Origin of the sequence: Streptomyces sp. NBC_01689, assembly GCF_036250675.1 — a bacterium.
Lineage (GTDB): Bacteria > Actinomycetota > Actinomycetes > Streptomycetales > Streptomycetaceae > Streptomyces.
Window position 1 is genome coordinate 5095570 of sequence record NZ_CP109592.1, and the last position, 12931, is coordinate 5108500.

The 12931-nt window shown below is 69.2% G+C and carries 14 protein-coding genes; 8 read left to right on the forward strand and 6 right to left on the reverse strand.

Annotated features, from left to right (window positions below; all coding sequences use genetic code 11):
* Positions 1-49 precede the first annotated feature (49 nt).
* From OG776_RS21625 to OG776_RS21635, 3 genes are all read right to left on the reverse strand, one after another.
* Positions 50-1081 (reverse strand): alanine racemase, encoded by a 1032-nt coding sequence (locus OG776_RS21625; RefSeq protein WP_148009274.1) that lies wholly within the window; start codon positions 1079-1081, stop codon positions 50-52.
* 77 nt (positions 1082-1158) lie between these two features.
* Positions 1159-2280, reverse strand: a complete 1122-nt coding sequence (locus tag OG776_RS21630; protein ID WP_148009273.1) for a lipid II:glycine glycyltransferase FemX — start codon at positions 2278-2280, stop codon at positions 1159-1161.
* A gap of 214 nt (positions 2281-2494) precedes the next feature.
* The gene (locus OG776_RS21635) at positions 2495-2809 is read right to left on the reverse strand and encodes a hypothetical protein (protein ID WP_148009272.1); all 315 of its coding nucleotides are present in this window, start codon (positions 2807-2809) and stop codon (positions 2495-2497) included.
* 298 nt (positions 2810-3107) lie between these two features.
* On the opposite strand from OG776_RS21635, the gene rpsF reads away from it, so the two are divergent.
* The 4 genes from rpsF to rplI all read left to right on the forward strand — a co-directional run bounded on the left by rpsF (position 3108) and on the right by rplI (position 4828).
* Positions 3108-3398, forward strand: a complete 291-nt coding sequence (rpsF, locus tag OG776_RS21640) for a 30S ribosomal protein S6 (protein WP_005482942.1) — start codon at positions 3108-3110, stop codon at positions 3396-3398.
* Positions 3399-3475: 77 nt separating this feature from the next.
* Positions 3476-4069 carry a single-stranded DNA-binding protein gene (locus OG776_RS21645; RefSeq protein WP_148009271.1) on the forward strand — a complete coding sequence of 198 codons (594 nt, stop codon included), beginning with the start codon at positions 3476-3478 and terminating at the stop codon, positions 4067-4069.
* A 57-nt stretch (positions 4070-4126) separates the two neighbouring features.
* A complete protein-coding gene (gene rpsR / locus OG776_RS21650) occupies positions 4127-4363 on the forward strand; it encodes a 30S ribosomal protein S18 (RefSeq protein WP_003949403.1) in 237 nt (78 codons plus the stop codon).
* An 18-nt stretch (positions 4364-4381) separates the two neighbouring features.
* Positions 4382-4828 carry a 50S ribosomal protein L9 gene (gene rplI / locus OG776_RS21655; protein ID WP_148009270.1) on the forward strand — a complete coding sequence of 149 codons (447 nt, stop codon included), beginning with the start codon at positions 4382-4384 and terminating at the stop codon, positions 4826-4828.
* A 357-nt stretch (positions 4829-5185) separates the two neighbouring features.
* Here rplI and OG776_RS21660 read toward each other — a convergent pair whose 3' ends face one another.
* On the reverse strand, positions 5186-6523 hold the full coding sequence (locus OG776_RS21660; protein ID WP_329322289.1) for an MATE family efflux transporter: 1338 nt from the start codon (positions 6521-6523) through the stop codon (positions 5186-5188).
* 459 nt (positions 6524-6982) lie between these two features.
* Between OG776_RS21660 and dnaB the strand changes: the two genes are divergently transcribed.
* Both dnaB and OG776_RS21670 read left to right on the forward strand, forming a co-directional pair.
* Positions 6983-8458: a replicative DNA helicase gene (gene dnaB, locus OG776_RS21665; RefSeq protein ID WP_148009268.1), complete on the forward strand. Its 1476-nt coding sequence runs from the start codon at positions 6983-6985 to the stop codon at positions 8456-8458.
* 88 nt (positions 8459-8546) lie between these two features.
* Complete coding sequence (locus OG776_RS21670; protein ID WP_329322291.1) at positions 8547-9932, forward strand: serine hydrolase domain-containing protein; 1386 nt, start codon at positions 8547-8549, stop codon at positions 9930-9932.
* A gap of 92 nt (positions 9933-10024) precedes the next feature.
* Here the strand turns inward: OG776_RS21670 and OG776_RS21675 are convergent, their stop codons facing one another.
* Together OG776_RS21675 and OG776_RS21680 are read right to left on the reverse strand one after the other, a co-directional pair.
* On the reverse strand, positions 10025-10477 hold the full coding sequence (locus tag OG776_RS21675; protein ID WP_148009266.1) for a GNAT family N-acetyltransferase: 453 nt from the start codon (positions 10475-10477) through the stop codon (positions 10025-10027).
* A 41-nt stretch (positions 10478-10518) separates the two neighbouring features.
* Entirely contained in the window at positions 10519-10977 is a 459-nt protein-coding gene (locus tag OG776_RS21680) for a MarR family winged helix-turn-helix transcriptional regulator (RefSeq protein WP_329322293.1), read from the reverse strand.
* 143 nt (positions 10978-11120) lie between these two features.
* On the opposite strand from OG776_RS21680, the gene OG776_RS21685 reads away from it, so the two are divergent.
* Both OG776_RS21685 and OG776_RS21690 read left to right on the forward strand, forming a co-directional pair.
* Complete coding sequence (locus OG776_RS21685) at positions 11121-12332, forward strand: MFS transporter (RefSeq protein WP_329322295.1); 1212 nt, start codon at positions 11121-11123, stop codon at positions 12330-12332.
* A 113-nt stretch (positions 12333-12445) separates the two neighbouring features.
* On the forward strand, positions 12446-12868 hold the full coding sequence (locus OG776_RS21690; protein WP_148009263.1) for a GlcG/HbpS family heme-binding protein: 423 nt from the start codon (positions 12446-12448) through the stop codon (positions 12866-12868).
* Positions 12869-12931: the final 63 nt, after the last annotated feature.

A 12931-nucleotide genomic window follows, 5' to 3' on the forward strand; every position in this document is an offset into this window, starting at 1 on the left:
GCCGTCCGTGCGCGGCCGCGGTGGGAGGGCGGGAGTGCGGAGGCCGGTGTCAGCGCTCGACGACGCGGTCGAACTGCGTGGTCGTGTGCCGCAGATGGGCCACCAGCTCGTCGCCGACCTTCGGCTCCGAGGCGTCGGAGGGCACGAAGAGGATCGAGACCTGCATGTGCGGGGGCTCGGCGAACCAGCGCTGCTTGCCCGCCCACACGAACGGCGAGAGGTTCCGGTTCACCGTCGCGAGACCCGCCCGGGCGACGCCCTTGGCGCGCGGCATGACGCCGTGCAGCGCCTTCGGGGCCTCCAGGCCCACTCCGTGCGACGTACCGCCCGCCACGACGACGAGCCAGCCGTCCGAGGCCGCCTTCTGCTGCCGGTAGCCGAAACGGTCGCCCTTGGCGACAGGGGTGACGTCCAGGACGGCCCCGCGGTACTCGGTCGCGTCGTGGTCGCCCAGCCACAGCCGCGTGCCGATACGGGCGCGGAACCGGGTCTGCGGGAACTGCTGCTGCAGCCGCGCGAGTTCCTGGGCCTTCAGGTGGCTGACGAACATCGTGTGCAGCGGCAGGCGGGCCGCCCGCAGGCGGTCCATCCAGCCGATGACCTCCTCGACGGCGTCCGAGCCGTCGGTACGGTCCAGCGGCAGGTGGATGGCGAAGCCCTCCAGCCGCACGTTCTCGATGGCGGAGTGCAGATGCGGCAGGTCCTGCTCGCTGACACCGTGCCGCTTCATCGAGGACATCACCTCGATGACGACACGGGCGCCCACGAGGCCGTACACGCCGTCGATGGACGACACCGAGCGGATGACACGGTCGGGCAGCGGTACGGGCTCCTCGCCCCGCCTGAACGGCGTCAGGACCAGCAGATCGCCGCCGAACCAGTCCTTGATCCGGGCGGCCTCGTACGTGGTGCCGACGGCGAGGATGTCGGAGCCGAGGCGGGTGGCCTCGTCCGCGAGCCGTTCGTGGCCGAAGCCGTAGCCGTTGCCCTTGCAGACGGGGACGAGCCCCGGGAACTGCTCGGACACCTGCTTGTGGTGTGCCCGCCAGCGCGCGGTGTCGACGTAGAGCGTGAGCGCCATGGCCGGTCCCGGAACCTTTCTCGTGGCTGCGGTGTATCAGAGGTATGGAAGGAAAGTGTGGCTGATGCGCCCGACACTCAGCGGCGGGACATGTAGATGTCGAGCGCCTTGTGCAGCAGCTTGTTGAGCGGGAAGTCCCACTCCCCGAGGTACTCGGCCGCCTGGCCGCCCGTGCCCACCTTGAACTGGATGAGACCGAAGAGGTGGTCGGTCTCGTCCAGCGAGTCGGAGATGCCGCGCAGGTCGTACACCGTCGCCCCCAGGGCGTACGAGTCGCGCAGCATCCGCCACTGCATCGCGTTCGACGGACGGAACTCACGCCCGATGTTGTCCGAGGCGCCGTACGAGTACCAGACGTGCCCGCCGACGACCAGCATCGTCGCCGCCGACAGGTTCACGCCGCCGCGCCGGGCGAAGTAGAGCCGCATCCGGTTGGGGTCCTCGGTGTTGAGGGCCGTCCACATGCGCTGGAAGTACGAGAGCGGGCGGGGCCGGAAGTGGTCGCGGATCGCCGTGATCTCGTACAGGCGCTGCCACTCCTCAAGGTCGTGGTAGCCGCCCTGGACGACCTCGACGCCCTCCTTCTCGGCCTTCTTGATGTTGCGGCGCCACAGCTGGTTGAAGTTCTTGTGGACCTCTTCCAGGGAGCGGTTGGCCAGCGGCACCTGGAAGACGTAGCGGGGCTGGACGTCGCCGAAGCCGGCGCCGCCGTCCTCGCCCTGCTGCCAGCCCATGCGGCGCAGCTTGTCGGCCACCTCGAAGGCGCGCGGCTCGATGAAGTCGGCCTCGATGTCGCGCAGACGCTTCACGTCCGGGTTCTGGATGCCGCCCTTGATTGAGGTGGCCTCCCAGCGCCGGATGATCACCGGCGGACCCATCTTCACGGAGAAGGCGCCCTGGTGCTTGAGGTGCGCGAGCATCGGCTGCAGCCACTCGTCGAGGTTCGGCGCGTACCAGTTGATGACCGGACCCTCGGGCAGATAGGCGAGATAGCGCTTGATCTTGGGCAGCTGGCGGTACAGGACCAGCCCGGCCCCGACCATCTCGCCGCTCCTGCCGTCGAACCAGCCCAGGCTCTCCGAGCGCCACTCGGCCTTCACGTCGGCCCAGGCCGGGACCTGCATGTGGCTGGCCGAGGACAGGCTCTGGATGTATGCCAGATGCTGCTCTCGGCTGATGGTCCTCAGGGTCAGACTCATTAGGGGCGCTCCTCGGGCTGGTGTGTCCCCATGGGTACAAGGGCTCCGGCTCTCGCGCCGAAGCCTACTGCGCCCTGCGAGCGCCCCGTCTGGCCGTATGGAACCCGCGTCCGGACCGATGCCCGGTCGGGACGGTATGGGGTGATGTGTCACCTGTCGGGGACCGTCGGGCGGCCGCGGTGTGGTCTCCGGGCCGCCCGCCGTGCGCTCCCCCTCAGCCGATGATGCCGCCGAAGAGGCCGCCATGTGCCATGCCGAGGAAGAAGCCGATGGCGGCGGCGCCGAGACCCAGGATCAGCCCGAAGCGCTGCCGGGTGGTCTCCGAGATGAACTGTCCGCTCGCTCCGGTGAAGATGCCGATCAGCCCGGTCCAGGAACTGATCAGGTGCAGGCTGTGGAACTGTGCCGTGATGAACGCCGTCACTCCGAGCACCAGGGTCACGGCGAGCAGGGCGTCCTGGAGCGGATGGGGCTTGTGGTCGGTGGCGAGCAGGGATCCGGCGGTGTTGGTTCGCACTGTCTGTGCCATGAGGCACCTCCTGCGGAAGGCGGCGCATAGTAGCGCCATACACACCCGATGTGTACAGATTGCCGGTGACCCCGCCCTGATTTCAACCCGAAGCGGGTGTGCGGGTACTCTGTACCCTCTGCAGCGGTGTCTGCCCAGGCTTGGGCCAGGTCACGACAAGGACTCCCTCTCGGTCACTGGTCACGGTGCGCCGGACGGAGTCCGATTGTCAGTGGCGGCCGATACCGTTGCGTACGCATCACAACCCTCCTGCCACGGAACGACCGTGGCCGTTGAGTCCAAAGGAGGTGGGTTCCACATGCGTCACTACGAAGTGATGGTCATCCTCGACCCCGATCTGGAGGAGCGCGCTGTCGCCCCCCTGATCGAGAACTTCCTCTCCGTCGTCCGTGAGGGCAACGGAAAGGTCGAGAAGGTCGACACCTGGGGCCGTCGTCGTCTCTCGTACGAGATCAAGAAGAAGCCCGAGGGCATCTACTCGGTCATCGACCTGCAGGCCGAGCCTGCGGTCGTCAAGGAGCTCGACCGCCAGATGAACCTGAACGAGTCGGTCCTCCGGACCAAGGTCCTCCGTCCCGAGACCCACTGAGCTCTCCCGCTCAGCTGATCTCGGGTTTCGAGTAGCAGCACCAGCAGCCAGCAGCAAACCCGCCGAGAGGTTCCCCCATGGCAGGCGAGACCGTCATCACGGTCGTCGGCAATCTTGTAGACGACCCCGAGCTGCGCTTCACCCCTTCCGGTGCGGCGGTCGCGAAGTTCCGTGTCGCGTCCACCCCCCGCACCTTCGACCGTCAGACCAACGAGTGGAAGGACGGCGAGAGCCTGTTCCTGACCTGCTCGGTCTGGCGTCAGGCGGCGGAGAACGTCGCCGAGTCGCTCCAGCGAGGCATGCGCGTCATCGTGCAGGGCCGGCTGAAGCAGCGGTCCTACGAGGACCGTGAGGGCGTCAAGCGCACGGTCTACGAACTGGACGTGGAGGAAGTCGGCGCCAGCCTGAAGAACGCCACGGCCAAGGTCACCAAGACCACCGGCCGAGGCGGTCAGGGCGGTTACGGCGGAGGCTCCGGCGGCGGCCAGCAGGGCGGTGGCTGGGGCGGAGGCTCCGGCGGCGGCCAGCAGGGCGGCGGCGGTGCCCCCGCGGACGACCCCTGGGCGACCGGCGCTCCTGCCGGTGGTGGCAACCAGGGCGGCGGCGGTGGCGGCTGGGGCGGAAGCTCCGGCGGTTCCGGTGGCGGCTACTCGGACGAGCCCCCCTTCTAGGCCTTCGGGCCGAGGGTGGGCCGTACCCCCACTTCTTGATCACACAGGAGAAACACCATGGCGAAGCCGCCTGTGCGCAAGCCTAAGAAGAAGGTCTGCGCTTTCTGCAAGGACAAGGTCACGTACGTGGACTACAAGGACACGAACATGCTGCGGAAGTTCATTTCCGACCGCGGCAAGATCCGTGCCCGCCGCGTGACCGGCAACTGCACGCAGCACCAGCGTGACGTCGCCACGGCCGTGAAGAACAGCCGTGAGATGGCGCTGCTGCCCTACACCTCCACCGCGCGATAAGGGAAGGGTGACCGAAACATGAAGATCATCCTCACCCACGAGGTCTCCGGCCTCGGTGCCGCGGGCGATGTCGTGGACGTCAAGGACGGCTACGCTCGCAACTACCTGATCCCGCGGAACTTTGCGATCCGCTGGACCAAGGGCGGCGAGAAGGACGTCGAGCAGATCCGTCGTGCTCGCAAGATCCACGAGATCGCGACCATCGAGCAGGCCAATGAGATCAAGGCCCGCCTCGAGGGCGTCCGGGTCCGCCTGGCCGTCCGCTCCGGCGACGCCGGTCGTCTCTTCGGCTCCGTCACCCCGGCCGACATCGCTTCGGCGATCAAGGCTTCCGGTGGCCCCGAGGTCGACAAGCGCCGCATCGAGCTGGGCTCGCCCATCAAGACCCTGGGCGCCCACGAGACGTCGGTGCGTCTGCACCCCGAGGTTGCCGCCAAGGTCAACATCGAGGTCGTCGCTGCCTGAGTGCAGCACTCGGCATAGCTGAGGGAAGGGCCGTACCCCTGAGGGTGCGGCCCTTCTTCGTTTCAGCGGCCCTACGTCGTTTCACGTGAAACGGGAGCCTTCCTCGGGGTGGGGCCGGGCTCAGAGGTGCGGTCGGGCCCGTTTCACGTGAAACGGGCCCTTCGGGCCGCGTGGGTCCGTGGCACCGGCTTCCGGTGCCGTGGGTTTCACGTGAAACGGTCGCTGGGCGACGGCCGGCCCGACGGATCCGCGCGGGTGACCGGATGTCCCGGCGCGGGCGGCGGCCGGACACTTCCGTGTACGCCTACGGGCCGGAGGGTCCCCCGGCGGCATCTCCCGCTTCACGTGCTCGTGCGGTCAGCGGGTGGCGCCCGTGACGATCCAGAGTCCCGAACGAGAACGCAGCCACAACGTCAGCATCCTCAGCATCATCATCAGCGTCATCGCTCCCCACAGGGCCGTGAGCCCTCCGCCGAACGCGGGGACGAGCAGCGCGACGGGCGCGAAGACCGCGAGGATCAGGACCATGGCCCACGCCAGGTACGGTCCGTCCCCCGCTCCCATGAGGACTCCGTCGAGGACGAAGACGATTCCGCTGACGGGCTGGGAGACGGCCACGAGAATCAGCGCGGGGAGCGCGGTGTGCTGGACGGCCGGGTCGCCGGTGAACAGCGGAAGGAACAGCGGACGGGCGGCGAAGACCAACAGCCCCAGGACGACGCCGGCGGCGACGCCCCACTGGACCATGCGGCGGCAGGCCTCGCGGGCGCCCGCTGCGTCGTTCGCTCCGAGATGACGTCCGATGATGGCCTGCCCGGCGATGGCGATCGCGTCGAGGGCGAAGGCGAGCAGGCTCCACAGGCTCATGATGATCTGGTGGGCGGCGATGTCGGCGTCGCCGAGACGGGCGGCGACAGCGGTGGCGATCATGAGGATGGCCCGCAGCGACAACGTCCGCACCAGCAGGGGAGCGCCGGCCTGCGCACAGGCCCGGATGCCGGCCGCATCCGGTCGCAGCGAGGCTCCGTGCTTCCGGGCGCCGCGTACGACCACGAACAGATACGCCGCGGCCATGCCGAACTGGGCGATGACCGTGCCCCAGGCGGAGCCCGCGATGCCCAGTCCGGCGCCGTAGACGAGCCCGGCGTTGAGCGCGGCGTTGGCCACGAAGCCCGCGACGGCGACATAGAGCGGGGTCCTCGTGTCCTGGAGCCCGCGCAGGACACCGGTGGAGGCGAGGACGACGAGCATCGCGGGGATGCCGAGTGCGGAGACGCGCAGATACGTCGTCGCGTACGGGGCCGCCGTCGGTGAGGCCCCGAAGAGTTCCACCAGGACGGGGGCCGTGGGCAGGACGGCGACGATGACGACGGCGCCGAGCAGGAGCGCGAGCCAGACGCCGTCCATGCCCTGGCGGATCGCCGCGCGCAGATCACCCGCGCCGACGCGTCGGGCGACGGCGGCGGTGGTGGCGTACGCGAGGAAGACGAAGACGCTGACGGCTGTCACGAGGAGCGCGGAGGCGATACCGAGACCGGCCAGTTGCGCGGTGCCGAGATGGCCGACGATGGCACTGTCGGCCATCACGAAAAGAGGCTCGGCGACGAGTGCGCCGAAGGCCGGGACGGCCAGCGCGACGATCTCTCGGTCGTGCCGGCGTCGGGCGGCCCTGGGCGCCGGGGGAGCCTGTGTCATGGGCACCAATCTAATCTTCCACAGGTAAGAGATGCAATCCATCCGTGACCCTTACTGATCCGGCCGTCGGGCGTGTCGTCGGGCGCGGTTCGAAGGGATCTTGGTCCGGCTGGAAAAGTTTTTCTTCTGCACAGCCGGTGGACGGTGAAGGTGCAGGTCAGGACTGTTGGGGAGGTTCCGCTGAGGGCTTGTTCACAGGCCTGTCCACCGGGTCGTGCACAGGTTTTACGGAGTTCTCCACAGCATCTGGGCCGTCGTCCACATGGCCTGTGGATAACCAGATTGGCTGACGGTGCCCGCGGGCCTAACGTGGTGCGGCGCCCGCTCTCTCCACCGCCCTCGGAAACCTCGCAAAACCGACGCGTGAGAACCGGAGTTGGGCCCCTTATTTGTCAGTGCGGTGCCGTAGAAATATGGGGCACGGCTAGGTCCGCTCGGCGGACGGGAGGAGGTGGCTCGGTGAGTATTTCCGAGCCCTTGGACGACCCGTGGGCCGACAGCGGTCCCAGTGATCGTCTGCCCGCTTCCCGTCAGCGCCGCGACACGGGGCGAGCCCGTGACGACCAGCACGACCGCGACCGGGACAACGGGCCGTGGGAGGGCGGAGGCTCGTCCTTCGAGCGCGTGCCGCCCCAGGACCTGGACGCCGAGCAGTCGGTCCTCGGCGGCATGCTGCTGTCCAAGGACGCGATCGCCGATGTCGTCGAGGTCATCAAGGGCCACGACTTCTACCGGCCGGCGCACGAGACGATCTACACGGCGATCCTCGACCTGTACGCCAAGGGCGAGCCCGCCGACCCGATCACCGTCGCTGCCGAGCTCACCAAGCGGGGCGAGATCACCAAGGTCGGCGGCGCGTCCTACCTGCACACCCTCGTCCAGACGGTCCCCACCGCGGCCAACGCCGAGTACTACGCGGAGATCGTCCACGAGCGCGCGGTGCTGCGCCGCCTGGTCGAGGCCGGGACCCGCATCACCCAGATGGGATACGCGGCCGACGGCGACGTCGACGAGATCGTCAACAGCGCCCAGGCCGAGATCTACGCCGTCACCGAACAGCGCACCACCGAGGACTATCTGCCGCTCGGCGACATCATGGAGGGCGCCCTCGACGAGATCGAGGCGATCGGTTCACGGTCGGGGGAGATGACCGGTGTCCCCACCGGCTTCACCGACCTCGACTCGCTGACCAACGGACTGCACCCAGGCCAGATGATCATCATCGCGGCCCGTCCCGCCATGGGTAAGTCGACGCTCGCGCTGGACTTCGCCCGGGCCTGCTCCATCAAGCACAACATGCCCAGCGTGATCTTCTCCCTCGAAATGGGACGCAACGAGATCGCGATGCGCCTGCTGTCGGCCGAGGCGCGCGTGGCCCTGCACCACATGCGGTCCGGCACGATGACCGACGAGGACTGGACCCGGCTCGCGCGCCGGATGCCGGACGTCTCGGCCGCGCCGCTCTACATCGACGACTCACCGAACCTGTCGATGATGGAGATCCGCGCCAAGTGCCGCCGCCTCAAGCAGCGCAGCGATCTGAAGCTCGTCGTGATCGACTATCTGCAGCTGATGCAGTCGGGCGGAAAGCGCTCCGAGAGCCGTCAGCAGGAGGTCTCCGACATGTCGCGAAACCTGAAGCTGCTGGCCAAGGAGCTGGAGCTGCCGGTGATCGCGCTGTCCCAGCTCAACCGTGGTCCCGAACAGCGCACGGACAAGAAGCCGATGGTCTCCGACCTGCGTGAGTCCGGCTCGATCGAGCAGGACGCGGACATGGTGATCCTGCTGCACCGCGAGGACGCGTACGAGAAAGAGTCACCGCGGGCGGGCGAGGCGGACATCATCGTCGGCAAGCACCGTAACGGCCCGACGGCTACGATCACGGTCGCCTTCCAGGGTCACTACTCCCGCTTCGTGGACATGGCACAGACCTGATCCGGCGCCCGGGGTACGGCGTGGGAGACCGGCCGGGCTCGGAGGAAATGGACTCGACGTGCGGCGCGGGTCCGGGTGGACTGGGGGAATGACAACACCTCAGGAAGAGCTGCTTCCCGCCACCCGCCGGGCTCTGTCGCACCGTATCGCCGTCGCCCAGGCCGACGGACGGGCACCGTCGTTGGTCGCCGCGCTGGTGCGGGGCGGACGGACGGTGTGGCACGGATCGCGGACCTCGGTGGACGGGCACGGTCCGGACGAGAACGTGCAGTACCGGATCGGTTCGATCACCAAGACCTTCACCGCGGTGCTGGTGCTGCGGCTGCGGGACGAGGGGCTGCTGGACCTGGGTGATCCGCTGGAGAAGCATCTGCCCGGAACGGGCGCGGGGGAGGCGACCATCGCCCAACTCCTCGCCCACACCGCGGGCCTGGCGGCCGAGACACCCGGCCCCTGGTGGGAACGCACCCCCGGATCGCTGCGTCCCGAGCTGGCCGACGTCCTCGGGGAGCAGCCCTTCCTGCATCCGGCCGGACGGCTGCATCACTACTCGAACCCGGGTTACACCCTGCTCGGCGCCCTGGTCGAGGAGGTGCGCGGCGCTCCCTGGGAGGAGGTCCTGCGGCGCGAGGTGCTCGAACCCCTGGGCCTGCGCCGTACGAGCGGGCTGCCGCAGGCTCCTCACGCGGGCGGCTGGGCGGTGCATCCGTGGGCGGACGTCATGATGCCGGAGCCGGCGGAGGACCTCGGCCGGATGGCCCCCGCCGGACAACTCTGGTCCACCACGGGCGATCTCGCGCGCTTCGCGGCCTTCCTGGCAGAGGGCGACGTACGTGTGCTCAGCGCGGAGTCCGTGCGGGAGATGCGGACGCCCGCGGCTCCCCCGGGGGCCGCGGAGCTGGCCTCGGGCGACTCCTATGGCCTGGGGATGCAGGTACTGCGGCGGGAGGGCCGGACCCTCGCGGGTCATTCGGGGTCCCTGCCCGGTTTCCTGGCGGCCCTCGTCATCGGCGTACAGGACGACGTGTCGGCCGTGGTCCTGGCCAACTGCACCTCCGGACCGCGTCCGTTGACGCTGGCCGCCGATCTCGTGGGCATCGTCGCCGAGGCCGAGCCGCGTTTCCCCGAGCCCTGGCGTCCGGCCCGTGAGATCGATCCGTCCGTACTGGAGATGACGGGGCCCTGGTACTGGGGCACGCAGGCATGTGCGCTGCACGTCACCGCGGACGGCACGGTCGAACTGGGACCGTTGGCCGGGGGCGGCCGTGGTTCACGGTTCAGGCCGAACGCCGACGGGACCTGGACGGGACTCGACGGCTACTACACGGGAGAGCTCCTGCGGGCCGTACGGCGCCCGGACGGGTCCCTGAGCCACCTGGACCTCGGGTCGTTCGTCTTCACCCGTCAGCCGTACGACCAGGGCGCTCCTGTGCCCGGCGGGGTGGATCCCGAGGGATGGCGCGGAATCCTGTAGGCGACGATGCGCTCGGAGGCGTCCTGTTTCACGTGAAACAGGACGCCTTGGCGTAGATCGGGCCGACTCGCCGGACCGTGGCGGGCGGTTTTTCAGAGCGCCAGTTTGAAGCCCAGATGCGAGGCGGTGAAGCCGAGCCGCTCGTAGAAGCGGTGGGCGTCGGTGCGGCTGGCGTCGGAGGTCAGCTCGACCAACCGGCACTCCTGGCGCCGGGATTCGGCGATCGCCCATTCGATGATCCGGGTCCCGAGTCCGCTGCCGCGCTCGTCGGTGTGCACCCGCACCGCCTCGATGAGGGCGCGGGTCGACCCTCTGCGGGACAGTCCCGGGATGATGGTGAGCTGCAGGGTGCCGACGATCCGACCCTCGCGCACGGCGACGACCAGATGCTGGTTGGGGTCGCCGCTCAGCCGTTCGAGCGCGGCCAGATAGGGGTTCAGATCGTCGGGTGACTCCCGCTGAGCGCCGAGCGCGTCGTCGGCGAGCATCGCGACGACGGCGGGAACGTCGTCCGCGACGGCCGGTCGGATCTCAAGATCTCCCATGCCCGCAGCCTATCCAGTGGGGGAACCCGGCTCTTCAAGGACTACGCGGGCACGCTCGCCGACTCGACGACACGGACCAGCGGTGCCAGCGCGGGATTCCCGGCCGCTTCGTCGAGGGCCTCGCGCAGGGCGGCGTCATTGGTGGGCCGTGCCTCTTCGAGCAGTTCGAGGCCTGCCTCGCTGACGTTCGTGTAGATGCCCCGGCGGTCCGTCGGGCAGAGGTAGCGGGACAGCAGCCCACGGTCCTCGAGCCGGGTGACGAGCCGAGTAGTGGCGCTCTGGCTCAGCACGACCGCGTCCGCGACCTGCTTCATCTGCAGATGACCGCCTTCACCGTCGTGCTGCCGGCTGAGCACGTCGAGCAGGGAGTACTCCCGCACACTCAGACCGTGCCCGGCCTGCAGGGCGCGCTCGATGTGGGCCTCGATCCTCCCGTGCAGCAGGGAGAGGGCGCACCACCCTTGTGCGAGGGCGGTGAGTGCGGGGTCCGTGGCTGTCATGGCGTGTGTTCCTCCGTCCCGGAGCGGCTGTCACCAGGGTAGGGCACGACCGCAATAGCCCGCTCTTGCAATTAACCCGCGCCTGCAACTATTGTGAACGCACGCAAAGCGCTCCTGCAATCGTTTGGAAGGTGCACTCCGCCATGCCTCTCGCGCTCCTGGCCCTCGCGATCGGGGCCTTCGGAATCGGGACCACCGAGTTCGTGATCATGGGTGTGCTGCCCGAGGTCGCCGGCGACTTCGGTGTCTCCATCCCCACCGCCGGGCTTCTGGTGACCGGCTACGCCCTCGGTGTCGTGATCGGCGCGCCGATCATGACCGCGCTCGGTACGAAGGTGTCCCGCAAGCGGATGCTGATGGTGCTGATGGGCCTCTTCGTCGTCGGCAACCTGCTCTCCGCCGTGGCCCCCGTCTTCGGGCTGATGCTGGTGGGCCGGATCGTGGCGTCCCTCACCCACGGCGCGTTCTTCGGCATCGGATCGGTCGTGGCGGCCGAGCTGGTCGCGCCCGAGAAGAAGGCCGGCGCGATCGCCATGATGTTCAGCGGGCTCACCGTCGCCAATGTGGTGGGTGTCCCCCTGGGCACCATGGTCGGTCAGTCAGCCGGCTGGCGGGTCACCTTCGCGGGTGTGGCGGTGCTCGGCGTGATCGGTCTGCTGGGTGTCGCCAAGCTGGTTCCCGAGATGCCGAAGCCCGAAGGCGTCCATCTCCGTCACGAACTCGCCGCCTTCAAGAACGTCCAGGTCCTGCTCGCCATGGCCATGACCGTGCTCGGCTTCGGCGGTGTCTTCGCGGCCATCACCTACATCGCGCCCATGATGACCCATGTGACCGGATTCGCCGACAGTTCCGTCACCTGGCTGCTGGTCCTCTTCGGCCTCGGCATGGTCGGCGGGAACCTCGTCGGCGGCCGGTTCGCCGACCGGGCGCTGATGCCGATGCTGTACACGTCCCTGGGCGGCCTCGCCCTCGTGCTCGGGCTCTTCACCGTGACCGCCCACAACAAGATCCTCGCGGCGATCACGATCGCGCTGATCGGCGCCCTCGGCTTCGCGACGGTGCCGCCGCTCCAGAAGCGCGTCCTCGACCAGGCGCACGGCGCTCCCACCCTGGCCTCGGCCGTGAACATCGGCGCCTTCAACCTCGGCAACGCCCTCTCGGCCTGGCTCGGCGGCATCGTCATCTCGAGGGGCCTCGGCTACACCGCTCCCAACTGGGTCGGCGTCGTGCTGGCCGGGAGCGCCCTCGTGCTCGCGGTCGTCTCGGCCGCCCTGGAGCGCCGGTCCGCCCCGTCCACCGCCGACACCGCATCTGCGTCCGCGTCCGCCCAGCAGCCGTCCGCGGTCCACCACTGAGCCCACCGGCCCGCCCCCTCACCGCCCGGTCGACGGACGGTCACCGGTGGCGACCCATCGGGTCCCGCGGCCGTCCCTCGCCGAGTACAGCCCCTTCAAGGAGAAAGCCCTTCATGAGCACCACCAGCGCAGTCGCCCCGCTGACCGTCCAGGACGCCGAGATCCTTCTCTCCGCGGCCCAGCAGGCCGCCGAGGCTGCCGGAGTCACGGTCAGCGTCACCGTCCTCGACGCGGGCGGTCATCTGCTCGCCTTCCGGCGCGACGACCGCGCCGTGCTGATCTCCGGCGAGACCAGCACCCGCAAGGCCTACACGGCCCTCCAGCTGAACTCCGCCACCGCCGACCTGGTCGACGCGGTCCAGCCCGGAGGCCCCTTCCACACGCTGCCCACCGCCCTCGACCGTCCGTTGCTGTTCATCGCGGGCGGTGTGCCCGTCCACCGCGACGGCCGTCTGATCGGCGCCGTCGGCGTCGGCGGCGGAGCGCCGGAGCAGGACCACGGCTTCGCCGTCGCCGCCGTGGACGCTCTCGTCTGATCGCGCCCCGGCATGAAGCGCCGTCCCCGGCGGATGCCGGGGACGGCGTTCGCCAGGGACGGC

What these genes read in the sequence shown, in the direction of transcription:
- OG776_RS21630 (WP_148009273.1), bottom strand. Translation starts at nt 2,280, where the DNA reads ATGAGTCTGACCCTGAGGACCATCAGCCGAGAGCAGCATCTGGCATAC.
- OG776_RS21635 (WP_148009272.1), bottom strand. Translation starts at nt 2,809, where the DNA reads ATGGCACAGACAGTGCGAACCAACACCGCCGGATCCCTGCTCGCCACC.
- rpsF (WP_005482942.1), top strand. Translation starts at nt 3,108, where the DNA reads ATGCGTCACTACGAAGTGATGGTCATCCTCGACCCCGATCTGGAGGAG.
- OG776_RS21680 (WP_329322293.1), bottom strand. Translation starts at nt 10,977, where the DNA reads ATGACAGCCACGGACCCCGCACTCACCGCCCTCGCACAAGGGTGGTGC.
- OG776_RS21670 (WP_329322291.1), top strand. Translation starts at nt 8,547, where the DNA reads ATGACAACACCTCAGGAAGAGCTGCTTCCCGCCACCCGCCGGGCTCTG.
- OG776_RS21645 (WP_148009271.1), top strand. Translation starts at nt 3,476, where the DNA reads ATGGCAGGCGAGACCGTCATCACGGTCGTCGGCAATCTTGTAGACGAC.
- OG776_RS21660 (WP_329322289.1), bottom strand. Translation starts at nt 6,523, where the DNA reads ATGACACAGGCTCCCCCGGCGCCCAGGGCCGCCCGACGCCGGCACGAC.
- OG776_RS21690 (WP_148009263.1), top strand. Translation starts at nt 12,446, where the DNA reads ATGAGCACCACCAGCGCAGTCGCCCCGCTGACCGTCCAGGACGCCGAG.
- rpsR (WP_003949403.1), top strand. Translation starts at nt 4,127, where the DNA reads ATGGCGAAGCCGCCTGTGCGCAAGCCTAAGAAGAAGGTCTGCGCTTTC.
- OG776_RS21625 (WP_148009274.1), bottom strand. Translation starts at nt 1,081, where the DNA reads ATGGCGCTCACGCTCTACGTCGACACCGCGCGCTGGCGGGCACACCAC.
- OG776_RS21675 (WP_148009266.1), bottom strand. Translation starts at nt 10,477, where the DNA reads ATGGGAGATCTTGAGATCCGACCGGCCGTCGCGGACGACGTTCCCGCC.
- OG776_RS21685 (WP_329322295.1), top strand. Translation starts at nt 11,121, where the DNA reads ATGCCTCTCGCGCTCCTGGCCCTCGCGATCGGGGCCTTCGGAATCGGG.
- rplI (WP_148009270.1), top strand. Translation starts at nt 4,382, where the DNA reads ATGAAGATCATCCTCACCCACGAGGTCTCCGGCCTCGGTGCCGCGGGC.